This window comes from Halonotius sp. F2-221B, from assembly GCF_046719765.1.
Taxonomy (GTDB): Archaea; Halobacteriota; Halobacteria; order Halobacteriales; family Haloferacaceae; genus Halonotius.
Genome location: NZ_JABEBY010000010.1, coordinates 44802 through 68826, shown reverse-complemented (window position 1 = coordinate 68826; position 24025 = coordinate 44802). Strand labels below are relative to the sequence as shown.

General features: G+C 65.2%; 24 protein-coding genes and 1 tRNA gene. 18 read left to right on the top strand and 7 right to left on the bottom strand.

Annotated features, from left to right (window positions below; translation table 11 throughout):
• Nucleotides 1–167 precede the first annotated feature (167 nt).
• From HKK80_RS08805 to HKK80_RS08795, 3 genes are all read right to left on the bottom strand, one after another.
• On the bottom strand, nt 168–1145 hold the full coding sequence (locus HKK80_RS08805) for a transcription initiation factor IIB (protein ID WP_411799226.1): 978 nt from the start codon (nt 1143–1145) through the stop codon (nt 168–170).
• A 428-nt stretch (nt 1146–1573) separates the two neighbouring features.
• Nucleotides 1574–1646, bottom strand: a tRNA-Arg gene (locus tag HKK80_RS08800).
• 36 nt (nt 1647–1682) lie between these two features.
• Nucleotides 1683–1943 (bottom strand): twin-arginine translocase TatA/TatE family subunit, encoded by a 261-nt coding sequence (locus HKK80_RS08795; RefSeq protein ID WP_411799225.1) that lies wholly within the window; start codon nt 1941–1943, stop codon nt 1683–1685.
• A 95-nt stretch (nt 1944–2038) separates the two neighbouring features.
• Between HKK80_RS08795 and HKK80_RS08790 the strand changes: the two genes are divergently transcribed.
• The gene (locus HKK80_RS08790; RefSeq protein ID WP_411799224.1) at nt 2039–2515 is read left to right on the top strand and encodes a redoxin domain-containing protein; all 477 of its coding nucleotides are present in this window, start codon (nt 2039–2041) and stop codon (nt 2513–2515) included.
• Nucleotides 2516–2543: 28 nt separating this feature from the next.
• Here HKK80_RS08790 and HKK80_RS08785 read toward each other — a convergent pair whose 3' ends face one another.
• A complete protein-coding gene (locus HKK80_RS08785; protein WP_411799223.1) occupies nt 2544–2981 on the bottom strand; it encodes a dCTP deaminase in 438 nt (145 codons plus the stop codon).
• 72 nt (nt 2982–3053) lie between these two features.
• On the opposite strand from HKK80_RS08785, the gene HKK80_RS08780 reads away from it, so the two are divergent.
• The 4 genes from HKK80_RS08780 (at nt 3054) to HKK80_RS08765 (ending at nt 9599) form a co-directional block, all read left to right on the top strand.
• Nucleotides 3054–3854 carry an HD domain-containing protein gene (locus HKK80_RS08780; RefSeq protein ID WP_411799222.1) on the top strand — a complete coding sequence of 267 codons (801 nt, stop codon included), beginning with the start codon at nt 3054–3056 and terminating at the stop codon, nt 3852–3854.
• A gap of 45 nt (nt 3855–3899) precedes the next feature.
• Nucleotides 3900–6035, top strand: a complete 2136-nt coding sequence (locus HKK80_RS08775; protein ID WP_411799221.1) for a type II/IV secretion system ATPase subunit — start codon at nt 3900–3902, stop codon at nt 6033–6035.
• 8 nt (nt 6036–6043) lie between these two features.
• Nucleotides 6044–8089 carry a type II secretion system F family protein gene (locus HKK80_RS08770; RefSeq protein ID WP_411799220.1) on the top strand — a complete coding sequence of 682 codons (2046 nt, stop codon included), beginning with the start codon at nt 6044–6046 and terminating at the stop codon, nt 8087–8089.
• Between the two features lie 151 nt (nt 8090–8240).
• Complete coding sequence (locus tag HKK80_RS08765; protein ID WP_411799219.1) at nt 8241–9599, top strand: MFS transporter; 1359 nt, start codon at nt 8241–8243, stop codon at nt 9597–9599.
• 39 nt (nt 9600–9638) lie between these two features.
• Here HKK80_RS08765 and HKK80_RS08760 read toward each other — a convergent pair whose 3' ends face one another.
• Nucleotides 9639–10115 carry a DUF3592 domain-containing protein gene (locus HKK80_RS08760; RefSeq protein ID WP_411799218.1) on the bottom strand — a complete coding sequence of 159 codons (477 nt, stop codon included), beginning with the start codon at nt 10113–10115 and terminating at the stop codon, nt 9639–9641.
• 147 nt (nt 10116–10262) lie between these two features.
• Here HKK80_RS08760 and HKK80_RS08755 point away from each other — a divergent pair, with 147 nt between their 5' ends.
• The 6 genes from HKK80_RS08755 to HKK80_RS08730 all read left to right on the top strand — a co-directional run bounded on the left by HKK80_RS08755 (nt 10263) and on the right by HKK80_RS08730 (nt 15440).
• On the top strand, nt 10263–10847 hold the full coding sequence (locus tag HKK80_RS08755; RefSeq protein WP_411799217.1) for an archaellin/type IV pilin N-terminal domain-containing protein: 585 nt from the start codon (nt 10263–10265) through the stop codon (nt 10845–10847).
• A 225-nt stretch (nt 10848–11072) separates the two neighbouring features.
• Complete coding sequence (locus HKK80_RS08750; RefSeq protein ID WP_411799216.1) at nt 11073–11210, top strand: hypothetical protein; 138 nt, start codon at nt 11073–11075, stop codon at nt 11208–11210.
• 82 nt (nt 11211–11292) lie between these two features.
• Nucleotides 11293–11577, top strand: a complete 285-nt coding sequence (gene eif1A, locus HKK80_RS08745) for a translation initiation factor eIF-1A (RefSeq protein ID WP_120084228.1) — start codon at nt 11293–11295, stop codon at nt 11575–11577.
• 223 nt (nt 11578–11800) lie between these two features.
• The gene (locus HKK80_RS08740) at nt 11801–12559 is read left to right on the top strand and encodes a hypothetical protein (protein ID WP_411799215.1); all 759 of its coding nucleotides are present in this window, start codon (nt 11801–11803) and stop codon (nt 12557–12559) included.
• A 153-nt stretch (nt 12560–12712) separates the two neighbouring features.
• The gene (locus HKK80_RS08735) at nt 12713–13741 is read left to right on the top strand and encodes a sensor histidine kinase (protein WP_411799214.1); all 1029 of its coding nucleotides are present in this window, start codon (nt 12713–12715) and stop codon (nt 13739–13741) included.
• Nucleotides 13742–13775: 34 nt separating this feature from the next.
• On the top strand, nt 13776–15440 hold the full coding sequence (locus HKK80_RS08730) for a bacterio-opsin activator domain-containing protein (protein WP_411799213.1): 1665 nt from the start codon (nt 13776–13778) through the stop codon (nt 15438–15440).
• Here HKK80_RS08730 and HKK80_RS08725 read toward each other — a convergent pair.
• Nucleotides 15434–16015: a response regulator transcription factor gene (locus HKK80_RS08725; protein ID WP_411799212.1), complete on the bottom strand. Its 582-nt coding sequence runs from the start codon at nt 16013–16015 to the stop codon at nt 15434–15436. The genes HKK80_RS08730 and HKK80_RS08725 overlap by 7 nt on opposite strands.
• A 164-nt stretch (nt 16016–16179) precedes the next feature.
• Here HKK80_RS08725 and HKK80_RS08720 point away from each other — a divergent pair, with 164 nt between their 5' ends.
• The 3 genes from HKK80_RS08720 (at nt 16180) to HKK80_RS08710 (ending at nt 17838) form a co-directional block, all read left to right on the top strand.
• Nucleotides 16180–16542 carry a helix-turn-helix domain-containing protein gene (locus tag HKK80_RS08720; RefSeq protein WP_411799211.1) on the top strand — a complete coding sequence of 121 codons (363 nt, stop codon included), beginning with the start codon at nt 16180–16182 and terminating at the stop codon, nt 16540–16542.
• A gap of 124 nt (nt 16543–16666) precedes the next feature.
• Nucleotides 16667–17062 (top strand): ArsR/SmtB family transcription factor, encoded by a 396-nt coding sequence (locus HKK80_RS08715; RefSeq protein WP_411799210.1) that lies wholly within the window; start codon nt 16667–16669, stop codon nt 17060–17062.
• 74 nt (nt 17063–17136) lie between these two features.
• On the top strand, nt 17137–17838 hold the full coding sequence (locus HKK80_RS08710) for a hypothetical protein (protein WP_411799209.1): 702 nt from the start codon (nt 17137–17139) through the stop codon (nt 17836–17838).
• A 71-nt stretch (nt 17839–17909) separates the two neighbouring features.
• On the opposite strand, the gene HKK80_RS08705 is transcribed toward HKK80_RS08710, so the two are convergent.
• On the bottom strand, nt 17910–18641 hold the full coding sequence (locus tag HKK80_RS08705) for a hypothetical protein (RefSeq protein WP_411799208.1): 732 nt from the start codon (nt 18639–18641) through the stop codon (nt 17910–17912).
• Nucleotides 18642–19018: 377 nt separating this feature from the next.
• On the opposite strand from HKK80_RS08705, the gene HKK80_RS08700 reads away from it, so the two are divergent.
• The 4 genes from HKK80_RS08700 to HKK80_RS08685 all read left to right on the top strand — a co-directional run.
• A complete protein-coding gene (locus HKK80_RS08700) occupies nt 19019–19354 on the top strand; it encodes a hypothetical protein (protein ID WP_411799207.1) in 336 nt (111 codons plus the stop codon).
• A gap of 41 nt (nt 19355–19395) precedes the next feature.
• Entirely contained in the window at nt 19396–19623 is a 228-nt protein-coding gene (locus tag HKK80_RS08695; protein ID WP_411799206.1) for a hypothetical protein, read from the top strand.
• A 111-nt stretch (nt 19624–19734) separates the two neighbouring features.
• A complete protein-coding gene (locus tag HKK80_RS08690; RefSeq protein WP_411799205.1) occupies nt 19735–21225 on the top strand; it encodes an MATE family efflux transporter in 1491 nt (496 codons plus the stop codon).
• Nucleotides 21226–21341: 116 nt separating this feature from the next.
• A partial coding sequence (locus tag HKK80_RS08685; RefSeq protein WP_411799204.1) for a PAS domain S-box protein occupies nt 21342–24025 on the top strand: 2684 nt, incomplete at its 3' end.

Here is a 24025-nt window from a genome sequence, read left to right as displayed (position 1 = left end):
AACAAGTCGTAACGACTGGAGGGTTATAGTAGTATCCTGAGATAGGTTACCATAGGTCGCCCACAATATGACCCGGTAGTTTCGCCGCTAACCCCCGTGTAGACGGCTGAAAAACACCGATCAGCACCGGGTTCCACGATGCTCACGCTCCGCCGGTTCGGCTTCGACTACTGTACCAACTCGCCGTGATCGAGTTCGAGCAGCTCCTTGTAGCGGTTGCGGATCGTGACCTCAGAGATGTCGGCAACCTCGCCGACCTGGCTCTGTGTGACCTTCTGGTTTGTCAGCAGCGCGGCCGCATACACCGCGGCGGCAGCGAGACCGACCGGCGATTTCCCGCTGGTGACGGCGGCGTCCTTGGCGGCCCGCAGCAACGCCCGCGCCTCACGTTCGACCTCCTCGTCGAGGTCGAGTCGGGAGACAAACCGCGGGACGTACTGTTCGGGGTCGGCCGGCTTGACCTCGAGGCCGAGCTGGCGGACGATATACCGGTAGGTGCGGGTCATCTCCATCTTCTCGACCCGGGAGACCGCGGCAAACTCATCGAGGCTGCGCGGGTTGTTCAGCTGGCGCGCGGCGGCGTAGAGCGCGGCGGTCGCAACGCCCTCGATGGAGCGACCCGGGAGGAGATCCTCGTCGAGTGCGCGACGATAGATCACCGATGCCGTCTCACGGACGGCCTTCGGGAGGCCCAACGCCGACGCCATCCGATCGATCTCGCCGAGGGCCTGCTTGAGGTTGCGCTCCTTGCTGTCGCGGGTGCGGAACCGCTCGTTCCACGTCCGCAACCGCTGCATCTTCTGGCGTTGGTTCGAGGACAGCGACTTGCCGTAGGCGTCTTTGTCCTGCCAGCCGATGTTGGTCGACAGCCCCTTGTCGTGCATCATGTTCGTCGTCGGCGCGCCGACACGGGACTTCGAGTCACGTTCCGCGCTATCGAAGGCGCGCCACTCCGGCCCGCGGTCGATCTCGTCGCTCTCGACGACAAGGCCGCACTCACGGCAGACGGTCTCGCCGTGTTCTTCGTCGGTGATGAGCTGGCCGCTACACTCGGGGCAGCGGGTCGTCTCATCGGCCGACTCCGTTTCGGATTCGGTTTCGTGCTGTCGGACGGTTGGTGAGGGTCGTGGTGTGCTGTTGCTCATTGATTGGGTGAGTGTGGATGGCCGCTGCCCGGAGAAAGAACATGTAGGGGCAGAGCCGAGTCCGTATGGTATACACGTGATCGAAGCTTATAAATATACCGGTCAAATTCAGCCCCGTGATAGCTACGTACGTGCTATTTTCATGGGCAACGTTCGTGATATTTGGATTAGGCTCGCTACCGCGCTGCTATGGCTCGTTTCGCCATGTCGTCACTGCTTGCTTACGCTCGCAGACAGCAGGCATGGTGGGAGTCCCGCGAGCGAACGTAGTGAGCGAGGGGGACTCAGCCATGCCCGAGACCGACCCACTGGGAGGAAACGGGCATGGTGGGATTCGAACCACGGTCGAACATGCTCGCTGCCGCTGCGCGTGTTCTCCCTGCTTCGAATCCCCGTAGCCGCTGCTGCTCACTATCGTTCGCAGACAGCGGGCACGGTGGGATTCGAACCCACGATCGAGCGGTTAGGAACCACTCGCCTTGTCCACTAGGCCACATGCCCCAAAAATCAGGTTCGCGGTCGGCGACTCGAAGCGGCTCAGTTCGTTGATTCCTTCTCGGTTTCAAGCTCTTCGTCGTCGAGCTCCGAGACGTCCTCGACCATATCGGCATCCGGATCGGCGGCTTCGTTCAGTTCCTTCTCGATCTCTTCACGACCCTTTTTGAACTCGCCCATCGCTTCACCCGTCGAGCGGGCAAGCTTTGGGATCTTGTTCGCGCCGAACAGCAACACGAGCACGAGCAGGATGATGAGCATCTCTGGGCCGACCGGACCAAACAGCGGAAGCAGACCACTCATGTATCTGGCTACTCCGGTGGCGAATATAGGCCTTTTGCTCCGTCTACCGCGCCGCCAACCGTAATCTTCAACGCAAATCGCCGTGTTGGGACGGTATGCTCACCGTTGGCGACGATGCACCCGATTTTGCGGCCCCACTGGTCGGCGCGGAGACCGAACCGTTCCGACTCTCGAACTGCACCGGCAGTGGCCCGGTGGTCCTCGCCTTCTTCCCGGCGGCGTTTTCGACGACCTGTACCGAGGAGCTGTGTACGTTCCGCGACGAGTTGAGTGACTTTACTGACCTCGACGCCCGCGTCTTCGGGATCAGCACCGACCTGCCATATGCCCTCAGTCGATTCCGGGCTGAACACGAGCTTGGTTTTGATCTCGTCAGCGACAACGACGGGGCGATCATCGACGCCTACGATGTTGTCGACGAGTGGGAACAGATCAACCTCTCACGGATCGCCCAACGAGCCGTTTTCGTCATCGACAGGGCGGGAACCGTCCGCTACGCATGGCGCGCGGACAATCCCGGCGAAGAACCCGAGTACGACGCGGTCGCCGACGCAGTCGAATCGCTGGCTTGAGCCGGAGCCGACGCGGTGCGACGAATACTCACGGCCGCTCGGCGCGGCAGATCGTCGACACACGGGCGTTTTCTTTGAGTGTGAGCCCGGCACCGCCGACGCTGAGAGGGACACGCCCGCGTTCCTGTGTGTGCAGCGTCGGGTGAAACGCCCCGCGCGTCAGGATCTCATCGCGGGTCTGGACAACGAGGAACACGTCTTCGGGCGGTGACAGCGTCTCGTTGTACTCGATGAGATACTGGCCAGCGTCGAGTGTCCACCACTCGTAGTCGTCATCCGGGTTGCGTTTGGCCGAGGGATGAGGCTCGATGTCGGCCGATTCTAACTCGCCGCCGCCGAAATCGATACGGCCCGGTGCCGTGATCTCGTAGATCTCGCTGACGGTGAGATCGACCCCTGGGCTCTCGGTCTGTGTCGGTTCGTGGATGATGCCGTCGACGAAGGCGGTGAGATCTGTGGTCGGCATATGTCGCCATACAACACCCGACAGTAAAGCAGTGGTGTGGGTTTTTCATCGCCGGGCGGCTACGCTACCGGTATGCGATCACCCGATGGCGTCTCGGCGTACGACCCCGACGCCGACCACCCGTTTCCTGACACAGCACTCAACGACATCCTGCCGGTACTCACCAGCGATCCCGAGATCACGACCTATCTTGACGCCCAGAATGTCACCGCTGTCGATCGGATGGGGTACAGCGACCACGGCCCGAAACACATCGAGATCGTCCGCAACCGCGCGCTTGGGCTGTATACACTGCTGAAACAGGCCGATGTCGCGTTCAACGGCGCGAGCCAACAGGGCCTCGACGAGCGATTCGAGCCCGTGATCCTCGTCTTGGCCGCCACGCTCCACGACATCGGTCACGTTGTCCACCGCGAGGAGCACTCCTACTACTCCATTCCGCTCGCGGCCGACCTCCTCGATCGACTGCTCGGGGATCGCTACGACACTGACACCGCGGTTCGACTCAAAAGCGAGGTGCTGCATGCAATCCTCTGCCATCACACCGAGGAGACGCCGCTGACAACCGAGGCGGGGATCATCCGGATCGCCGACGGCCTCGATATGGAGCGGGGTCGCTCACGCATCCCCTACGAACACGGCGGCCGCGGGATCAACACCCTCTCCAGTCAGGCCATCGAGGACGTGCGACTCAAAGCCGGCGACGACACCCCTGTCTTGGTCGAAATCGAGATGAACAACGCTGCCGGTGTCTATCAGGTTGACAATCTCCTGAAAGCAAAGCTGGCGAACTCCCGGCTCGAAGACCAGATTCGCATCATCGCGGTCAACACGAAAGGCGACGACGGGCTGGTTGAGCGGATCGAGCTGTAGCCGGCGAGAGTTTAAACCGGAAGCGGCGGCCACAGCCGCCACCTCATGTCGAACTCCGACCGCCCGACACCGATCGACGCCGACACGGCAGCCCCCGATGGGTCGATCGCTGCTGAGCTCCTGGCCCGCCTGCGTCGGGTCATCCGCGCGCTTCGTGGCTCGACGTTCGACCCTCGCCCCTACGATCCCGCGGTCGACGACCCGCTGGCGACGTTCTCGGTTCCCGATGGCGAACAGGAACTCGACCGTTACTGGGTGAACCGGCCGTTCGCCTTCGTTGTTATCACCGAACATGTCGCCGACGGCGACCGATCGTACTACGCCGTCGAGCCGGATCTCGATGCTTTCGAGGTCGAACTCCTTGACCGCGTCCGCAACGACATCCGCGCGCCGTTGCTCTACGAGACCGGCGACGGTGACACCGAACCACCAGCCGATGTCGCTACCGACGCCAGCGAGATGGCTGTCGATCACGACATCGGGGCGGCCACGCCTGCAGCGGGATCGAACGACGACACCGATATCGATGCAGCCGTTGTCGACACGGCTGCCGAAACGGATGACGACCGCAACGATCCAGTCGCTGACTCTGCTGCTGATCGCGTTGCTGACGGGGGCGACGCTGATGGTGCCGGTGGCGGTGGCGGTGCTGACGCCGCCGGTGCCGGTGGCGGTGCTGACGCTACCGGTGCTGACGCCGCCGATGCCGACACCGCCGCCGAGCGACTGCGTACCGAACTCGCCGCGCTGATCGAGCGATATGGGATCACCATCGACAGCCGGACGTTCCACGCGCTGTGGTACTACCTGTACCGCGATTTTCGTGGCTATGGCCGGCTTGATCCGCTCTTGGCGGACGACAACATCGAGGACATCTCCTGTGATGGCCCCGACCATCCGGTGTTTATCTACCACGAAACCCACGCCGACCTCAAAACCAACGTTGCCTTTGAGCCCGCCGCACTCGACGATTTCGTCGTCCGACTGGCCCAACAAGCCGGCCACCACATCAGCGTTGGCGACCCGCTGGTCGAGGCGACGCTGCCGGATGGCTCGCGGGCGGAGCTCAGCCTCAGTGATGAGATCACCCCACACGGCTCGGCGTTTACGATCCGGCAGTACGCCGCCGATCCGTTCACCCCGATCGACCTCATCGAGCGCGGCACCTTCGACGCCGCGGGGTTGGCCTACTGCTGGCTCTGTATCGAGCACAACAAGAGTCTGCTGGTGGCTGGTGGCACCGCCGCCGGCAAAACCACCACGCTGAACGCGCTGTCGATGTTTGTGCCGCCGGGCGCGAAGGTCGTCACCATCGAGGACACCCGCGAGCTTACCCTCGCCCACGACAACTGGCTGGCGGCGGTCACCCGGGAGCAGCTGACCGAGGGCACCGCCATCGACATGTACGATCTCCTGCGGTCGGCGCTCCGGCATCGCCCGGAGTATCTGCTCGTCGGCGAGGTTCGTGGCGAGGAGGCCGAAACGCTGTTTCAGGCGATGAACACCGGTCATACGACGCTGTCGACGATTCACGCCGACTCCATCGAGACCGCCGTTACCCGGCTGGAAAACGAGCCGATCGGCCTCCCGCGGACGATGGTCGAATCGCTGGATCTGTGTGCCGTCCAGACACAGCGACGCCTTGGGGGCCAGCGTGTCCGGCGGGTCGAACGCATCGCCGAGATCCGCGGGATCGACGACCGCACGGGCGATCTCGATTACGCCAATCCCGTCGCCTGGCAGCCACAGGATGATAGCTTCACCCGATCGCACAGCGAGGTGCTGGACTCGATTCGGGCCGAACGCGGCTGGAACCCCGCCGATCTGCGGGCGGAGCTTGCCGCCCGCGAACAGTTCCTGAACACGCTGTGGGAGCAGGGGGTGACCGACTACCGCGAGTTCACCGCGCGCCTCGGCGACTACGACGCCGCCGACGCCGCCGACGCCGACGACACCGATCGCCGGGAGACACAGCCAACCGCCGCGACGGTGCTGAACAGCCAACCCACCGCCGCGTCGCCGACGCGTGAATCCGCCGATGACGCCTCGTCGACAACGGCTCCTGACACCGCCGCCGATGCCGCGGTATCGGACGCCGCTGCTCCCATCTGGGAGACCGATGATACCGATGATACCGCCGACCAGTTTGATGACGCGCCATCGTCGACCACGGGGAGTTGATCGCGCTGATGACTCCCACTCAACTGATCGGTTCTCGCCGCCTGCCGGACCTGTTGGCGACGATCCGGTCGCTCGGGGATCGACTGCGGTGCGGCCTTGATGCCATCGCGCTCGCGTGGTGTCGCCCGCTCGTCCCAGCGTCCGGTCGCCGCGAGCGGCACGCGCGGCTGGCGGCGATCCACGCCGACAGCCCACCGGATCTTGTTACCGCCCGCACCGCCTTGTACGCCGTCCTCACCGGCCTTACTGGCGGATTGGCGACGCTGTCGGTGGTTCTCCTGCTCCGTGCTGAGCCCGCAATAGTGGCACAGCAGACCAGCCGGATCGGCACCGATGCGATCGCTTCCCCGCCGATACTGACGGCCGCGTTCGCGGGTGGCTGTAGCCTCCTCGTCGCCATCGCTGTCGGGGTGTCGACCTACCGACTTCAGTGGGAGCTCATCGATCGGCGAGCCGCCGCCCGCGAGCGACGGATCGATCGGACGCTTCCCCGCGCCGTCGCGTGTATGTACGCCCTCGCTCGCAGTGGGATGCCGTTGCCGGCGGTGTTGCGGACGGTGGCTGCCCACGAGGATGTGTACGGCGAAACCGCCGCCGCCATCGCGGTGACCGTCCGCGAGATCGACCACTTCGGGGCGGACGTGATCTCCGCGCTTGCGGCGACGAGCGACCGCACACCGTCGGCTGAGTTCGCGGAGTTCACCTCCGATCTCGCCGCTGCTGTCGACAGCGGACAACCGATCGACGACTACCTTCACCAACAGCATGAGCGGTACCGTGAGGCTGCCGTCGACAGCCAACAGGGGGTTCTCGACCGGCTTTCGACCGTTGCCGAGGGGTATGTGACCGGCCTGGTTGTCGGCCCGCTGTTCGTGGTCACAACGCTGACGATCGTTGGATTGGTTGTTACCGACACGCTTCCGGTGTTGGGTGTGGTCACCTTCGGGCTCATCCCGATCGGGACGGGCGGCTTTCTGTTCGGGCTCAACCGGCTGCTTGCGGGCCGGCGGTTCCCCGCGGCACCCCACGATCACAGGAAACCGTCGCAGCGAGCGACCGATCCGCCGGGCGACCATGCGCGGCCTCAACCGACGACAACCACGCGGGACTGGGCCCCTCAGCGGTCGCTGCTTTTGATCGCGGATCGGCTGTCGCAGTGGCGTCGCTGGCTGCGGCGGCCGGCGGCAACGCTTGCGGCCAACCCGTGGCTGACGCTGCTGGTGACCGTTCCGCTCGCCGTCGGCTGGATCGGTGTCACCACCGAGCCACCGCGGCTGTCGCCGGCGACGCTCACAACAGCCACCCACCCGCTGTCGGTCGCAACGATCGGCGTCTGTGGCGGCTACGCGGTCGCCTACGAGCTCGGTGCTGCCCGCCGTCGCCGACTCACGGCCGCCGTGCCGGCGTTTCTCGACCGGCTTGCCGGTGTCAACGAGGCTGGCCTCTCGGTTGTCGACGGCTTCGATCAGGTGGCCGACGGCGATCTCGGCGCGCTCTCGGAGCCGATTGCCCGGGCGCGGCGTGATGTACGGTGGGGAGCCGACGTGACGAGCGCGCTCCGCCGGCTGGCCCAGCGGTGTCGCTCGCCGGCGGTCACCGGTGCTGTCGCGTTGGTCACCAACGCATTACGCGCCAGCAATCGGATCGGGCCGGTCGCCGCCATCGCCGCCGCGGAACTCCGCGCCAGCCAGCGGCTCGCCCGGCGTCGCCGGCGCGCGATGGCAACGTATCTCGTCGTGATCTACGTCGCCTTTCTCGTCTTTCTCGGGATCATCGCCGCCCTCTCGGTGTCGTTCATCCCGGCGATCGAGACTGCTGATATGGCAACTGGTGCCCCGGCGACCGCTGGGGTTCCCGGCCCCGGTGTCGGTCGTGTTGGCCGCGTGGCCACCAGCGTCGATCCCTACGAGACACTGCTCGCACAGGTTGTAGCCGTTCAGGCGGTGTGTTCCGGCCTTGTTGCCGGCCGCCTCGGCGAGGGCCGGCTCCGAGCCGGCGTCAAACACGTTGCGGTGCTGTTGGTGCTCGCTCAGATCGTCCTCCGGGTGATCTAACTCATCCGTACCAATCGCTATATTGGAGCAGACATATTGTCCCCGTAATGGACCTACCTCCGGGTCGAGCGATGACCCTTCACCCACAGCAACGGCGAGCAAGGCGCGGTGAATCCGCTGACAGAACGGCAGTGAACTCCCACCTCAATCGATGAGCCGCGCCCGCGTCGACGCCGAACAGACCGGGCTGTTGGGGACGCTCAGACAGTTTTTTGCCCTCCAGCGGGACGTGCTGGTGTTGTCGGTGGCGATGTTCGCTTTCAGCCTCGGCTTCCAGATGACGAGTCGGTTTCTCCCCGAGTATCTCGTCGCGCTTGGTGCCTCGGGGTTCGTCGTCGGGCTGTTTGGTACCGTCGGCAACGTCATCTCGGCGGTTTTCCCGTATCCGGGTGGGGCCATCTCCGATCGGATCGGCTCCCGGTACGCGCTCACCCTGTTTGGGTTGCTGTCGACGCTCGGCTTTGGGATCTGGCTGGTCGCACCGACGCTCGGAGCGATCAGCGTCGCCGGCCTGACGGTTCAGCCGTGGGTGTGGATCTTCGTCGGATTGCTGTTCGCACAGGGGTGGAAATCCTTCGGGCTTGGCGCGACGTTTGCGGTCGTCAAGCAGGCGACCGACCCCTCGCGGCTGGCCGCCGGCTTTGCCAGCATCGAAACGGTTCGCCGGACGGCGTTTCTGATCGGCCCGGTGGTTGCGGCCGTCCTCATCGATCTCCATCCCGCGTTCACGGTGAGTTTTCGGTACGTCCTCGCTGTCGCCGTCGGCGTCGGTGTCATCGGCACGGTTGCCCAACACCTCCTCTATGACGCCAGCGAGGACGCCCTCGGCGATTCTTTCGCGGGAATCGATCAGATCAAACGCGATCTGCGGGAGCTACCCGATCCGCTTCGCCCGCTGTTGGTCGGCGACACGCTCGTCCGGTTTGCCAACGGGATGGTGTACGTCTTCTTCGTGTTGGTGATCACCCAATTCTACGAGGTTGGCTTCGAGACGACCGTTTCGCTGGCGGGGTTTTCGTCTCCGATCGACCTCTCGCCGCCGGCGTTTTTCGGTGCTTTGCTCGGCGTCGAGATGCTGATCGCCCTTCTTTCGATGATTCCGGCCGCGAAAGCCGCCGAGCGGGTTGGGCTCAAACCCGTGGTCGCCGTTGGGTTTGCGGTGTACGCGCTGTTTCCCGTCGTCCTCATCGGCGGGCCGGCGGTGTTGGCTCCGGTGATACCGCTGCAGTGGGCGATGGTGCTCATCTTCGCGTTTTCGGGGCTGCGATTTGCCGGACTCCCCTCGCATAAGGCACTGATCGTCGGGCCGGCCAAACAGGGTGCTGGCGGGCGCGTCACGGGGACGTACTATCTCCTGCGCAACACAGCGGTGATCCCGAGTGCCGCCCTCGGCGGCTACCTCTGGGAGTTTGTGAGCCCTGAGATCGCCTTTACGATCGCCGCCGTGATCGGGATGATCGGAACCGGGTATTTCCTCGTGTTCGGCGAGGAGTTCGAGGCGGCTGTCTAAGCTGGGTTGTTACGCTGTGGGTTGTTACCTCATGGGCTATTACGCCATGAAAAGTACGCCCCCACCGAGGAGCACCGTGAGCCCGATCACGACCGTGGTGATCGCCTGGGCTGTCTGTGGCTCGGCGATAAGAAATGCGTGGGCTGGCTCATCTGGGTCGTAGTAGACGGTTGTTTGGGTGTCGGGCTCGTAGTCGGCGACCACCGTCTCGGCGGCGGATTCGGTACCGAACTGTTTGGCAAACCGGCTGTTGCCGGGGTAGACGGTTGTTCCGTCCCGTCGTTCCGTCGGGGTTCGATACTCGTAGTCGACAACGGGCACGTAGCTCTGTGAGCCACCGGAACCGTTGACGCGCTGTATCGTTACCCGGTTGATCGTGCCGGTCGTCTCGACGGCCCGCCGGGTGACCGCACGCAGCCGTCGGTATCGCCGCCCGCCAACAGCCGCGATGAGGCTCCCCCCAGCGACGACACCGATGGCGAGGAGATCTACCACACCAAGCGGTGCGTCGATCATAGCTACCGTAGTCGATCCTGCTACTTAACAACCGGATCACCAGCGGTGCCCTGGAGACGGCCGTGTGGTGGCGTCACAGCACCGTTCGCTGCTGTGCCACAGGTACACTTATAGGATTTCAACCACAACTGTTGGGTAGCGGTTACCATGTTCAGCACTGGTTCGCGCGGACAAGTAGGGACAGGTACGCTCCTCGTCTTCATCTCGGTGGTGCTCGTTGCGGGTGCCACCGCCGGTGTCGTCACCAACACAGCCGGCTTTCTGCAGTACCAATCCGATCAGACGAGCGAGAGCAGCACAGCGGAGGTGAGCGACCGGCTTGAGGTCGCCTACTCGGTCGGTGTCGTCGATGGGACGACAGCCGAACTCGACGGGCTGGAGCTCATCGTGAAACCGGCCGCCGATGCGACCGCCATCGAGTTGGACAACACGACAGTGGAGTATCGAAGTCCTGAGGGGGTGACGACGCTCGTAAGCAACGGCTCACAGGATGCGACAGGGCCGACGTTCACTGTTGAACCGCTCCAAGGTGACGCCGCTGACGGCGTCCTCAGCGACCCGTCCGATCGGGCGAAGCTTGCGATCGAACTTGACGGCGAGACGGCAGCCCTGGAGTCGCTCCGCCGCGGGGAGGCGGTTGAGCTCACACTCACGACCGACAGCGGCGCGGACACACAGGTACAGCACACGGTTCCAGCGGTCGCCCCGGATGACGGGGCCGTCAAGCTCTGATACGGTTTGCTGTCGGAAGGTACCGTTCGACCGCCGCCCGGTGGGCGGTCGAGGCGGTAACCGTCTACGGTAACCAGTATGCGTGATAGGCGGCGACTCGGGGTTCGCGTGAGCGAACCGCGCCGCGCTGCTCGTCCATCCTGCCTCAGGTTTCACCACCACGAAAGAAACGGGTCGGCCGTTCGGTGCCGAGAGATTTACATCCCGGGCCCTTGAGGGGACGGTATGGTGTTTGGCCCACTGACGACGCTGCTCGATCTTGTTGGGCCGTTTGTGATCCCGGTCGTGCTCTTTGTTGGTGGGCTCATCGGCTATCTCGTGTTGCGGTGGCTGTTTCAGCGACGCGACAGCGACACGGGGTGAGCGGTGGACGACTGGTACCGTCTCGCATGCCGGTGACGGCAAGATGCCACGATTTAACTGGCTTCGGAGCCCCTACAATGGTGTGTCAGAAGAATCAGGCCGGAACGATCTCCGGATGCCAGACGAAAACGAGATGTTCGCGGTCGTCACCGATATGCTCGGCGGGGGTCGCGTTCGACTGCGCTGCAACGACGGCAAAGAGCGGATGGGCCGCATCCCTGGTCGGATGCGGTTCCGCACGTGGATCAACGAGGACGACATCGTCCTCATCGAACCGTGGGATTGGCAAGACGAGAAGGCTGATGTCGAGTGGCGATACGACAGCCAAGATGCCGACCAGCTTCGCCGCGAAGGCCACATCGACTAACGAGTCTCGATTTTGCTGATCGCAACCGATCCCCACCAGCGTTGCTGACCGCAATCGATCCCCACCAGCGTTGCTGATCGCAATCAACCCTCTCTCCTCGTTACGACCGCCATCCGAACCGGAGCGGTGGCTGTCGTGCCGCTGTCGGGTACGTCGGTGGCGTGGTTGCAGGCCCTGAAACCCTAAACCGCCCGTTAGGCAGCTGTCGCTCCGACAGCCGGCTATGACGCTCAGCATCGGTGCCTCCCTCCAGAACGGACTCCGACGAAGCACGACGCGAAGCGGCCTCGTCGTGTTTCTCCTGACGCTCGTCTACCAAATCGTGTTGATTGCCGCGACAAACACCCTCGCTGTCGACCTGTTACAGCAGATCGGTGTCGATGACGTTCCGGCTGTCGGGGTGACGCTGCCGGTTTCGATGCTGGTCGCCGCGGCGATCGCGGTCGGCGCGCTGCTGTTCGGGCTGGCAAGCTACCCGATCTCGATTCGGCTGTTGAGCCGGGAGCAGACCGCTCTGGCGACGCTTCCGCGGTCGCTGTTCACCCGGCGATGTGGCCGGCTGGTGGTGTCGACGCTGGCGGTAACGCTCGTGATGACGCCGCCGATCGTCTTCGGCTTTCTGTTGATCGTTCCGGGGCTGTATCTCGCTGTCAGCCTCCAGTTTACGGTCTTTGCTATCGCCACCGAGGACGCCGGGCCGCTGACCGCTTTCCGCCGGAGTTGGACGCTGGCGACCGGCAACCGCTGGCGGCTGCTCGGGATGCTGCTGGTACTCGCCGCGCTCATCGGGCTCGCAAGTGGTCTCGGAACGCTCGCCGCCGCGATCAGCCCGGCGGCCGGCCAGGTCGTCGCCGCAATCGCCACCGCCGCGGCTGTTGTCGTCACCTACGGCGTTCTCGCCGACGCGTTCCGTCAACTGGGCGGCGAGCCACCGACCCGGCGGCGACAAACCCCACCCGGTGTCGATCCGTCGCCGATGTAACCGCCGGCCGTGACGATTACTAGATGGTGAGGCTTACACCACGGGACGATCACACGCGGATATGTCGCTGATCGATACGGATCGAGTCGCCCTGCTCATCGGAACCCAGCCCCGTCGTCATCGGGACGCCGGTCGTCGCGGTCGATAGCGCCCATGGACGATGCTTCCGACCCGCCCGAGGCGACGCCACTCCCGCCGGACGCGCTGCCGGTACCGATCGTCGGCGTCGACCAGCAGGACGATGAGCCAGCCATCACAACCGTCAACGACGCCTTTGTCGGACGGTTCGGTGACCCCGTCGGAACGGCGGTCGAGGCGTGGATCGACGCCCACACCGCGTCGACAGCGTCGTCGGCTGCGATCGATGACGCCGTGGCCGTCCTCCGTGGTGACGCCGCCGACGATGCCCACCTCCGATTGCATCCCGCCGGCGACGGCGACGCGGCCTGCTACCGGTTTCAGCCGATCGACCGACCCGCCGGGGCGGTGACATACACGCTGCTGACCCCTTGCGAGGCAACCTCAACCGTCGCTGTCGACCGCCTGGCCAGCGTTATCAGCCACGACCTCCGGAACCCGCTGGACGTGGCCGACGCCCACCTGCAGGCCGCCCGCGAAACCGGCGATCCAGAACATTTCGAACAGCTCGCGGCCGCCCACGACCGGATGGCCCGCATCATTCAAGACGTGCTCACTCTTGCTCGCGGCGAGGACGCCCTCAACCCGGTGGCCGGCGTCGATCTCGAAGCGGTCGCCGCCGACGCGTGGGCGACCGTCGACACCGAGGCCGCGTCGCTGTCGATCGCCGACGAGCTGCCGACGCTGGCGGCCGATCCCGACCGCCTCCAACGACTGTTTGAGAATCTGTTTCGGAACAGTGTGGAGCATGGCTCCACGGGCAGCCGGTCGCAGACCGGTGAGGATACCCTTACCGTTACCGTCGGCCGCGACGGCGATGGCTTCTTTGTCGCCGACGACGGCGTTGGGGTTCCGGCCGACGACCGCCAGCAGGTCTTCGATTCGGGCTACGTCCGCGACGACAGCGGCCACGGCACCGGTCTCGGGCTGACGATCGTCGAGGAGATCGCCGACGCCCACGAGTGGTCGGTCGCACTCACCGACAGCGCGGCCGGCGGCGCGCGCTTCGAGTTCCATCCACGGGAGGAGCCGTCAACCACATGAGCCCACACGTTGTACACGCGTTCACCACAGACCGATGAACGAGGCCTTGGCGAGTGCCCCGATCGGCGTGATCGAGGCGACGACCGACGGCGAGATCACCGCGGTCAACGAGCGGGCAGCGACGCTCATCGAGACCGCCCCCGCAGCCGCCGTCGGCGAGCCGCTGGCGACCGGCTTTCCGGCCTCCGCCGCCGACCATCTTAGTGAGATTCTTGACGACGAGCCGACGCCGACGGCCTTCGAGGAGTATTACCCCCGGATCGATCGCTGGCTCGCCGTCGACGTACAGGCCGATGATGGTCTCCGGCTGTTCGTTCGTGAGACGACCGAGAAACACGCCCTCCAACAGCGTGTCGAGGGACTCGACCGCCGGCTCGATCGCGTCCAGCGGATCGACGCGCTGATCGTCCGCGTCCTCCAGCATGTGATCGGCGCGGCCGACCGCGAGGAGATCGCCCAATCAGTCTGTAAACGACTCGGCGGGGCCGATCGGTACGACTTCGTGTGGGTCGGCAACCGGGAGTTCAACACCGACCGGCTCCGGGTCGTCGACACCGCCGGCACCGCCCCGGAGCTTCGCGACCGGATCGACACCGCCCTCGGCGAGACCGACAGCCTGCCGGGCCAACGCGCCGTCGACACCGGGGAGACACAGGTGATCGATGCCTTCGCCGACGACGCGTCCTCGCCCCGTGGGGTTCGGCAGGCCGCCTTCGCCAGCGGCCTCCAATCCTGTCTGGCAGTACCGTTACAGTATCAAGAGACGGTGTACGGCGTCCTCTCGGTGTACGCTGGCCAAGCCGACGGGTTCAGCGAGCAGGAACGGGCCGGGCTGGAAACCCTCGGCCGGGTCGCCGGCTTTGCGATCCGGTCGATCCGCCAGGAGGATCTGCTCGTCGCTGACACCGTAACCGAGGTGACGCTGTCGGTTTCCGGGGAGTCGATCCCGCTGGATCAAGCCGCCGCCGAAACCGACACGACGTTTTCGCTGTCGGGGGCTGTCCCCCGCGGCGACGGCCCGGTCATCTGTTATGTTACGCCGGAGTCCGATATCGTTGCTGTGGCCGACGACGGGGATGATGAGGATAATGAGGATGATGAGAATGAGGAGGAGGGAACTGCTGCTACTGACCCGAGTTCCGCCGCTGCCGAGGGGACTCCGACCACACGCACGATCGAGCAGACACTTGCGGCCTACGAGCAGGTCACGGACGTGTCGTGGATCCGGGCCGGCGACGACCCGCTGTTGCAGGTGACTGTCGCCGGCGAGACGCCGGTGACCGCGCTCACGGGGTGGGGGGCGTCGATCACCTCGGCGACCTACCGCGGCGGCTCGACCCGGATCGTCGCCGAAGCCCCGCCCGAGGAAAACACCCGGCGGCTGCTCGAAACGGTTAATGACGTGGTCGCCGACACCGACCTCCTCGCCAAGGAGGCAACGACACCCAGCCCGGAGCCGGTTGCGGCGTTCCGCAACGAGCTGGCCGACCGGCTGACCGACCGCCAACAGGCCGCGCTCCGGGCGGCCTACCTTGCCGACTACTTCGAGTCGCCGCGGGGGAGTACCGCCGCCGAGGTCGCCGACAGCCTCGATATCGCCGGCCCGACGCTGCTGTACCATCTTCGCCGGGCCCAGCGCAAGCTGATCGCGGCGTTTCTGGCGACCGATCCCGCGACGCCGGCCGGTGGCGATCAGTAACCTTCCCGATCGATCCCGTCAAACGTCGACAGCAGCGTGTCGGCGTCCGGCAGCAGCTCACGAACGCGCCGTTCGGCCGTTTCGAGATCGGCCTCGATCGCAGCAAGGCGGTCGTCGGCGTCGGTGGCCGCGGTTGCGTCGGCCGCAAGCACCGCCCGGGTCGATTCAAGCTGGAAGTAGTCGCCGAGCAGTTCGTAGGCCAACACCTGACACTGTTGATCGACGGCCGCATGCAGATCCGCGCGATCGACCGGCTTTGAGAGATAGTCGTCGAACGGCATCTCAACGATGCCGAGGTCGGGATCGATCGCTGTCACCATGATCACCCGCGTGGTGAGCTCGCGGTCGCGGAGCTCCGCAAGCACCTCATCGCCCGACAGCCCCGGCATATGCCGATCGAGAAGAACGACATCCGGTGGACGGCCCTCCTCAACGACGGCCAGTGCCTCCTCACCGCCGTAGGCGACGGTTACGTCGGCGACATCCTCCAGGCGCAACGCGTAGGCGTCGGCGACCTGCTTCTCGTCGTCGACCATGAGCACCCGCGGTTCGTCGACGTGGAGCCCCCCACCCATTACCTGAATGTGGAACGGCACCGTACTAATAGCCGGTGGACGACGATGCCGGCTCTCGCCGCGATCAGGGCCGGAAGTGAGGATAGCTAGAGGCCGACGGCCGCTCTGCTTGTGACTGGTAGCCACCGGCTATAGCTACACACCAGTCCAACCGAGGGATACGGATGTCAACGACCCAGCACCCCTCGGCTGACGCGCTTCCGCCGGAGACGACGGGGGCCGACAGCCGACCTGCGACCGCTGTCGATCCCGACGCCGTCCTTGAGCTGCTGAGCGACGAGTACGCCCGCCGGGTTATCGACGCGCTGTCCGATCGCCCGGCCTCGGCCCCGACGCTCCGCAACGCACTGTCGGCCTCGCGGGCCACGATCTACCGCCGGCTCAACGAGCTTGAGGCCGCCGGCCTCGTCGAGACGGCTGTCGCTGTCGATCCCGACGGTCACCACCGCAAACGCTACCACCTCGTTGTCGAGGAGCTACAGGTCGGGGTCGACACCGACGGTATCGAGGTCGAGGTCGGCGCGTAGCTGTCACCGACACCACCAACCGCGGGCGCAACCGCGTTCTGTATAGCTAGATCACCGATCGCGGTGTGGTTGGTGATAGAAGCCCCATGATAGATGCCCCGATCGTTCGATGATCACGCTACCGATGGCAACCCCACCAACAACGCTCCCCCCGTCCCACGACGAAGCGGCCGGCGAGGAGTCGGTCGATCCCGAGCAGCTGCTTCGGCTGCTCGGCGACGAGTACACCCGCGCCGTCGTCGACGCGCTCGGCGGCGAGTCGCTGCCGGCCCGGGAGATCGCCGCCCGCGCCGATATCTCACGGCCGACCGTCTACCGCCGACTCGACCGCCTGGAGACCGCCGGTGTCGTCGAACCGACGATGACGGTCGATCCCGACGGCCACCACCGGCAGGCTTTCGAACTCACGATCGACGGCTTTGACATCCATCTTGGCGACACCGCAGCGGCGTCAGGCGAGTCACCCACTGCCGAGGAGCAGGCATCGATCACGCTGTCAGTCCCATCGGAGTCACCCTAACGGCCGCGGCGAGACCACCCAACTGCTCGCCGGAAACCATAATCTGTTTGTCGAACCGACCACCATCGTCGACAATGCCCTCCACCAGCGACGCCGACGACAGCTCCTTGGAGCTTGACGCTGTCGTCACACGGTACCATCGGCTCGAACGCGCCGCCAGCGGTGTGGCCGGGTTGTGTGTCGGAGCTGTTGCCGCCGGACTGATACTCGCACTGCCGCTGTGGCAGGGCGTCCTCGCCGCCGTGATCGTTCTCGCTGTCTTCCGGGTTCCGTTGTTCACGACAGGCGGAACCGCCCGCTTTCGGACGACAGCCACGCCAGCAGCCGTTCGGGACGAGTTTGCTGGCCCGCGGCCGCCGGTGCTCGCCCTCCAGTGGGGGATCGCCGACAGCGTGACACCGACGGAGACCGGAGCTACATACGAACTCTCCTATCTACTCGGGTTGCGTTCGATCACGATGACGACAACGATCGAGGAGCCCTCATCGACCGCGGGTGAGGCGTCCTCAGCAACGCGTGAGAACCCCTCGTCGGCAGCCGCCGAGTTCACGCTTCGAGCAACTACCGGCGGCTCGCCGTGGGGGAGCTACGATGTGACGGTGACCGAACAGGATGGCAACACGCTCGTCGAGATCGATGTGCGGAGCGACCGGCGGTTCGGCCTCCGTGGGCTGCCGTCGTGGCTGGTCGCCCAGCGGTATTACGACGCCGCGCTCGACGCCCAGGGGTACACCGTCCTCGACCGAGAACGGTCGCTCTCGCTTCGCGGTGCCTGACGGGTCGTGTCGCTCTCGCCGTCAGTTTTCGTCGTTGACGGCGTCGTCAGTTTTTGTCCTCGACAGCGTCGTCAGCTCTCGTCCTCGACAGCGTCGTCGTCGCCGTAGCGTTCCCCATCGTCGACAGCCTCCGGTTCCTCGGGTTCGTAGGCCGCATCCTCACCGTAGGCGGATCGTGCGGCGATAACCGAGGCCTCCTCCGACCACCGGGTTTCAATCTCGCCGTACAGCGACTCCGGGCTTGTTTCGGTGTGATCCTCATAGGGTGTCGCCTCGTCTTGGCCGTAGACATCGCCGGGTTCGACGGCTTCGGGCTCCGGCGGCTCGTAGGCAACGCCGTCGCCGTAGCCGGGGGCCGCGCTGTCGGTGTCGGCTGCGGTCACCGCGTCCGGTAGTTCGACGACGGTTTCCGGCGGTTCGGCATCAGCGCGGTCCAACCGAACCGCGTTGCCGTCGGCATCCTCGATGACGACACTCGGGGGTGTGAGCCACTCGTCGGGCGCGTCGGCGATGCCGCCGGCGTAGGCGTAGGCGGTTTCGATGCTTTCGCCGTCGGCCAGCGAGACGGTCAGTTCGAGTTCGTCCGTCCGCGCTGTCCAGTGGTCGGCCGTGTCGGCGTCGAACTCCACCAGCGTCGCGTCGGCGTCGGCCGGCAGCGATTCGGTGAGTGTCACCTCCCGGGAGCCGGGCTCGAACCGTTCGATAACGATGACTATCGCCGGATCCGGATACACCGCTTCGTGGTAGGATTTGTGAACCGTTACGCCGCCGCCGGAGAGGGCAATCGGGTCTGCGTCGCTCATATCTCGGGTGGTTGCTCCCTCATACCAACGGATCGGTAATGAGTGTATGGGTTTGGCTCACAGGGGGTAGCAACCGATCGGCGGTGGTTCGATGACCGCCGATATCGGGGAATGGGGAGGGCCGAAGTCTGGCCACCGTCCGGCTGACCACGGCGGCGGTGTGTCGGCAACACCGTGGAAACGACGGTAGCCGTGTTGCGGGGGGTCGACGGGCGGCGATCTCGGAGTGGGTGGTGACCGTCGAACGGAGCGGAGCGCGGTCGTGTGGCGATCCCCACCGCAGGCTCTCTCCGCCCGCATAAAAACACCCTGTGGCGTGTTTCCCACGCTGAAACACGTGGTGGCGGTTTAGGTGGTGTCGGTGCCACAGTCCTCCTATGCCACTCGCCTCCCCGCCACAAGAGTCGACGACGCCACCCGAACAGTGCTGTACCGACGCGTTGCTCCTCAGAAACTACGAGGGCGCACAGACGGTGACGGTTGATGTCACCATCAGCGACGATGGCACCCCTGTCCACGAGACAACGGTCACGCTTGAGCCGCTGACGATCGAAAGCCTCGATCTGCCGATCGCCCCTGGCGATTACCGCGTGCAGGCGGCGACCGACGGCAGCGACGCCGCGGCGACCTGCACGCTCGGCACCGCGCCGACGGAACTCGCCTTCGTCGAGGCCGGCAACGGGATCGTCAGCGTCGTCGGCGAGGCCTACTGACGGAGCCACCGTTTATCCGGCTGTCGTCACATCCACCACGTATGTCTGAGTGGTCGCCACCGACGCTCTCCCGTGGACAGCTTGCCGGGATCATCGTTGCCCTCCTTGCGGTCTCTGCGTACTCGCTGGTCATCGTCCAACAGCTCCTCCTCGTTGTTGTTCCGGCGGCCGCGCTACTCGCCGTCTATCTCACCTGGCGGTTCATCGTCGCCGTTGAGGCGATCGCCGACGCGCTCCAGCGGATCGCCGACCACAAAACCGAGGAGTAGTGTCCCGCGACAATACGATTTATTTGTCTCAGTCCCCTACCATACAATCGTGTTTCCTGCCGGAGCTCGCTGTCCCGCCGTCGACGATCAGCTGACCGCTGGAGGTCGCCGATGAGCCTCCGCCGTCGCCTCGGGAGCCTGTTTAAAAGCCAGTCGGAGCTTGATCTCACCGACGGCTCGATCCCGCGATCGCTGTTTTTCCTCTCGTTTCCGATCGTCATCACCAACCTGCTGCAGGTCGGCTACAATCTTGCCGACACCTTCTGGCTGGGTCGCTACAGCACGGCGGCGTTGGCGGCGATCAGCCTCGGCTTTCCGTTGGTGTATCTGTTTATTTCGTTGGGCCTCGGCCTCACCGTCGCCGGCAGCGTGCTCGTCGCCCAACACACCGGTGCCGACCAGCCCGAACAGGCTGAGTACGCCGCCTCACAAACGGTCGTTTTTACCCTGCTGGCGGGGCTCGTGCTTGGGACGCTCGGCTTTCAGTTCGTCGCCGAGCTGTTGGGCGTCTTCGGCGCGGAGCCAGCCGTTTTGACGCTGGCGACCGACTACATGGAGGTCATCAGCCTCGGGCTCCCGTTCCTCTTTGGTTTCACTGTCTTCATCGCGCTGATGCGTGGGGCCGGCGACACCGTCACGCCGATGCTCGTCATGTTTGGGACGGTCGTGCTCAACGTCGCCCTTGACCCGCTGTTGATCTTCGGCGTCGGGCCGCTGCCGGAGCTCGGCGTCGAAGGGGCGGCGATCGCCACCGTCTTCGCCCGCGGGTCGGCGATGGTTGTCGGGCTGTGGCTCATGTTCCGGGGTGCTCACGGGATTCAGATCCACCTCCGACAGATGATCCCGGATCTCGCCTACAGTAAGAAGCTGCTCCGGATCGGTGTGCCCGCGTCGGTCGAAAACACCGGCCGAGCGATCTCGGTCAACGCCGTGTTGGTGATCGTGACGCTGTTTTCGACCCCCGTTGTCGCCGCCTTCGGCGTCGGCATCCGCGTCTTCTCGATGATCTTCATGCCCGCGATCGCCATCGACCGCGGTGTCGAGGCGATGACCGGCCAGAATATCGGCGCGGGTCGGCAGGATCGCGTCGTCGCCACCAACCGGTTTGCGGCGAAAACGTCGTTTCTGCTCCTCTCGGTTCTCGGCGTCGTCACCTTCCTGTTCGCCCCGGAGATCATCCGCGTCTTCGATGACTCGCCGGCGGTTGTCGCCGAGGGGGCGACCTTCCTCCGGTGGATCGCACCAACCTTCGGCTTTGTTGGGGTGCTGCGGGCCTACAGCGGTGGGTTCCGTGGAGCCGGCAAGACGCTGACCGCCGCCGCCATCGCGGTGTTGTTGTTTGGGTTTATCCGGCTGCCGATCGCCCACGTCGCCTCCCAGGGGCTCGTCCCGATCGACGGGTGGTTTTTCGCCGCACCCAACCCCACCGGCATCTGGTTTGCCTTTGCCGTCTCCGGGATCGTCGCGGCAGTCGTCGCCGCGGGCTGGTTTGAGCGCGGCGGCTGGCGCGGCGGCGATCTGACGGAGCGATCGGCCGCCGAGGCCGATGCCGAGAGCGACCCCGACCCGACCGAGGAGCCGACCGCTGTTAGCGACGACTGACCACTTGCCACGTCGGCGACGACAGACTACCTGCCACGTCGACGACACACACCAGTTCCGACCGACTGGGAATCCCAACAGGGTACTTTGTTACTACCTGTGTCGGACACTACTGTATGGTCGTGAGCGACCCTCTTTCGGTTCGGGGTGTGTACGTTCTCGCCTTCGGGCTTGCGGCGGTGATCTGTTTCGCCGGCACCGTCGGTGTTCGTCGGCTGTCCCATCCCGACATCCGCCGCGGCCTCGGTGGGTTGCTTGCGTTGAGCGGGCTCTGGTCGCTGTGTACCGCCGCTCAGTTGGCGACGCCCTCGCCGGTGGCCCAGCGGATCTTTCATGTTGGTGGGTTAATCGCCGGACTCTCGACGATCGTCGCGTGGGTCGCCTTCGCGTCGGCCTACACCGGCCGCTCCTACCACCGGCAACGCACCTTTCAGATCGGCAGCGTGCTCCTGCTCGCGGTCGTTATCGGGATCAAGATCACCAACCCGATCCACGGGCTCTATTACACCACGACAGCGGCGACGACACCGTTTTCGTATCTTCAGTTTAGCTACGGGGCGATCCACTGGTTTGTCACCGGGATCGTGTACGCGGTCGCCTTCCTTGGCTTCGGCTGGCTGTTTGAATCCTTCGAGCGAAGCGACAGCCGGCCGAGGGTGCTGTACGCGCTGGTCGGGGTGACCGCGTTGTCGCTCGTCCCCTACGCCGTCTCCTCGGCCGTCGAGCCGCTGTTGCGCATCAACTACGAACCGCTCGGTGTCGCCGTCTTTGCCGTTGGCATCCTCCGGTATGCCCGCAGTGAGTTTGCCAACCACAGCTCGCCGGGGTTGTCGACGCTGGCCGATAGCGTCGCCGTCGGCGGACTCGTTCTCGATAGCTCGGCGACGGTCATCGCCTACAACGACGAGGCGACGACGATTCTCGACAGGGAGACGATCCCGCGGCGACCGCTGGCCGCGATCGATGATGGGCTGGCGTCGCTCCCACCCGGCGAGACGGGTCACCGCACCTACACCGTCGGCGGTCGGCAGCGAACCTACGAGGTCACCCGCTCGTCGATCGACGATGCGGCTCTCGCCGAGGAGATCATTACGCTAAAGGATGTAACCCGGGTGACCCGGATCGAGCGGCTCGTCCGGCTCAACCGCGATCTGACCGACGCGCTGCTGGAATCACCGGCACCGTGGGAGCTGATCCAACGCGTCCCCGAGCGCATGGCCGCGGTGGGAGCCTACGACCTCGTGTGGCTGGTGCCGGTCGCCGCCGCCGATCCATCTGCCGCCGATCGTTCGCTGTCCGGCGATGGCGGCCCGGCCGACGACACCGGCGGTCGGCAGTTCCACACCGATACCGAGCCGGTCGCTGGCGTTGTTGCCGGCGAGGCCACCGATTACGCCGAGTGGCTCGCCGACGACACCCCCGCGGCGGAGCCGGTGATCGATGCCGCGACGACCGACTCGACAAGCCATGTTGCCGTCGACGACACAGCCGCCGAATGGAGCCAGCGGGCTGCTGATCACGATCTCACCGAGTGTCTGGCGGTTCCGGTCAGATTCGACGCCCAGCAGGCGTTCGTCCTCGGGGTGTATACGACCGCGCCGACCGGCTTCGATGCCGTCGAGCGGGAGGTCATCGGGGAGATCGGCGAGAGCATCCCGCAGGTCGTCTCGACGATCGAAACCCACGAGGAAGCCCTTCAGTACGAGGAGGCGATGAAACACGCCGGCGTCGCCATCAGCATCACCGACAGCGACGGCGTGATTCAGTACGTCAACCCCGCCTTCGAGGAGCTGACCGGCTACAGCGCGGCCGAGGCCGTCGGCTCGACCCACAGCATCCTCAAATCCGGCGAGATGAGCGACCAGCATTACGAACAGCTGTGGGACACCATCACCGCCGGCGACATCTTCGAGAAACAGGTGATCAACCGGACGAAGGATGGCGACCGGTATATCCTCCAGGAGACGATCTCGCCGGTCACCAACGACGAGGGCGAGCCGGAGGCCTACGTCGCCGTCCAGTTCGATATCACCGACAAGCTGCTGCGCGAACAGCGGCTTGCCGTGTTGAACCGCGTTCTCCGGCACAATCTGCGGGCCAGTGTCAACGTCATCACCGGCCAAACTGGCCTTCTGGAAGACCGGGTTCGGGAGGCGATCGGCGAGGACGCGCTGCCGGCGGCCATCGAGGACTCCCTCCAGACGATCCGCGATCGGATCGAACACGTCCACTCCCAGGCCGAAACCGCCCGTGAGATCGAGGCCGTATTGGGTGATGATCCGGCCGAACAACCCTGGGAATCTGTCGACACGCTCTGTGAGACCGCCACCGAAACTGCCGCCGAGCATGGCGCGAGCTGTGTCTGTGATATCGACGGCGAGATCGCAGATCGGCGGGTCGACGGTGAGGTCACCCGGATCATCGAGGAGCTGGTCGACAACGCGATCCGCCATCACGACGACCAGCCGTCGGCCGTCGAGGTGCGGGTGACGCTCTCTGTCGCCGGCGATGACCTCCTCTTGACGGTCGCCGACGATGGGCCGGGGCTCTCCGAGCAGGAGCTGGTCGTCGTCGAGGAGGGGGCCGAAGATCCGCTCCGACACGGCAGCGGCCTCGGGCTGTGGATGGTCAACTGGCTGGCGATCGCCTGTGGCGGCTCGATCAGCGCGACGACCGGCGACAGCGGGACGACGATCAGCGTTCGGGTGCCGCTGCGTACTGGCGATACCGATTCGAGGGCCATGGAGTCGCCGACAGACCAGCCGTCAGTCGATATCGACGACGACCTCAATGACGACAC

What these genes read in the sequence shown, in the direction of transcription:
- HKK80_RS08805 (WP_411799226.1), bottom strand. Translation starts at nt 1,145, where the DNA reads ATGAGCAACAGCACACCACGACCCTCACCAACCGTCCGACAGCACGAA.
- HKK80_RS08790 (WP_411799224.1), top strand. Translation starts at nt 2,039, where the DNA reads ATGCTCACCGTTGGCGACGATGCACCCGATTTTGCGGCCCCACTGGTC.
- HKK80_RS08785 (WP_411799223.1), bottom strand. Translation starts at nt 2,981, where the DNA reads ATGCCGACCACAGATCTCACCGCCTTCGTCGACGGCATCATCCACGAA.
- HKK80_RS08795 (WP_411799225.1), bottom strand. Translation starts at nt 1,943, where the DNA reads ATGAGTGGTCTGCTTCCGCTGTTTGGTCCGGTCGGCCCAGAGATGCTC.
- HKK80_RS08765 (WP_411799219.1), top strand. Translation starts at nt 8,241, where the DNA reads ATGAGCCGCGCCCGCGTCGACGCCGAACAGACCGGGCTGTTGGGGACG.
- HKK80_RS08735 (WP_411799214.1), top strand. Translation starts at nt 12,713, where the DNA reads ATGGACGATGCTTCCGACCCGCCCGAGGCGACGCCACTCCCGCCGGAC.
- HKK80_RS08775 (WP_411799221.1), top strand. Translation starts at nt 3,900, where the DNA reads ATGTCGAACTCCGACCGCCCGACACCGATCGACGCCGACACGGCAGCC.
- HKK80_RS08780 (WP_411799222.1), top strand. Translation starts at nt 3,054, where the DNA reads ATGCGATCACCCGATGGCGTCTCGGCGTACGACCCCGACGCCGACCAC.
- HKK80_RS08760 (WP_411799218.1), bottom strand. Translation starts at nt 10,115, where the DNA reads ATGATCGACGCACCGCTTGGTGTGGTAGATCTCCTCGCCATCGGTGTC.
- HKK80_RS08755 (WP_411799217.1), top strand. Translation starts at nt 10,263, where the DNA reads ATGTTCAGCACTGGTTCGCGCGGACAAGTAGGGACAGGTACGCTCCTC.
- HKK80_RS08730 (WP_411799213.1), top strand. Translation starts at nt 13,776, where the DNA reads ATGAACGAGGCCTTGGCGAGTGCCCCGATCGGCGTGATCGAGGCGACG.
- HKK80_RS08705 (WP_411799208.1), bottom strand. Translation starts at nt 18,641, where the DNA reads ATGAGCGACGCAGACCCGATTGCCCTCTCCGGCGGCGGCGTAACGGTT.
- HKK80_RS08715 (WP_411799210.1), top strand. Translation starts at nt 16,667, where the DNA reads ATGGCAACCCCACCAACAACGCTCCCCCCGTCCCACGACGAAGCGGCC.
- HKK80_RS08720 (WP_411799211.1), top strand. Translation starts at nt 16,180, where the DNA reads ATGTCAACGACCCAGCACCCCTCGGCTGACGCGCTTCCGCCGGAGACG.
- HKK80_RS08750 (WP_411799216.1), top strand. Translation starts at nt 11,073, where the DNA reads ATGGTGTTTGGCCCACTGACGACGCTGCTCGATCTTGTTGGGCCGTTT.
- HKK80_RS08740 (WP_411799215.1), top strand. Translation starts at nt 11,801, where the DNA reads ATGACGCTCAGCATCGGTGCCTCCCTCCAGAACGGACTCCGACGAAGC.
- HKK80_RS08725 (WP_411799212.1), bottom strand. Translation starts at nt 16,015, where the DNA reads ATGGGTGGGGGGCTCCACGTCGACGAACCGCGGGTGCTCATGGTCGAC.
- HKK80_RS08770 (WP_411799220.1), top strand. Translation starts at nt 6,044, where the DNA reads ATGACTCCCACTCAACTGATCGGTTCTCGCCGCCTGCCGGACCTGTTG.
- HKK80_RS08690 (WP_411799205.1), top strand. Translation starts at nt 19,735, where the DNA reads ATGAGCCTCCGCCGTCGCCTCGGGAGCCTGTTTAAAAGCCAGTCGGAG.
- HKK80_RS08700 (WP_411799207.1), top strand. Translation starts at nt 19,019, where the DNA reads ATGCCACTCGCCTCCCCGCCACAAGAGTCGACGACGCCACCCGAACAG.
- HKK80_RS08710 (WP_411799209.1), top strand. Translation starts at nt 17,137, where the DNA reads ATGCCCTCCACCAGCGACGCCGACGACAGCTCCTTGGAGCTTGACGCT.
- HKK80_RS08695 (WP_411799206.1), top strand. Translation starts at nt 19,396, where the DNA reads ATGTCTGAGTGGTCGCCACCGACGCTCTCCCGTGGACAGCTTGCCGGG.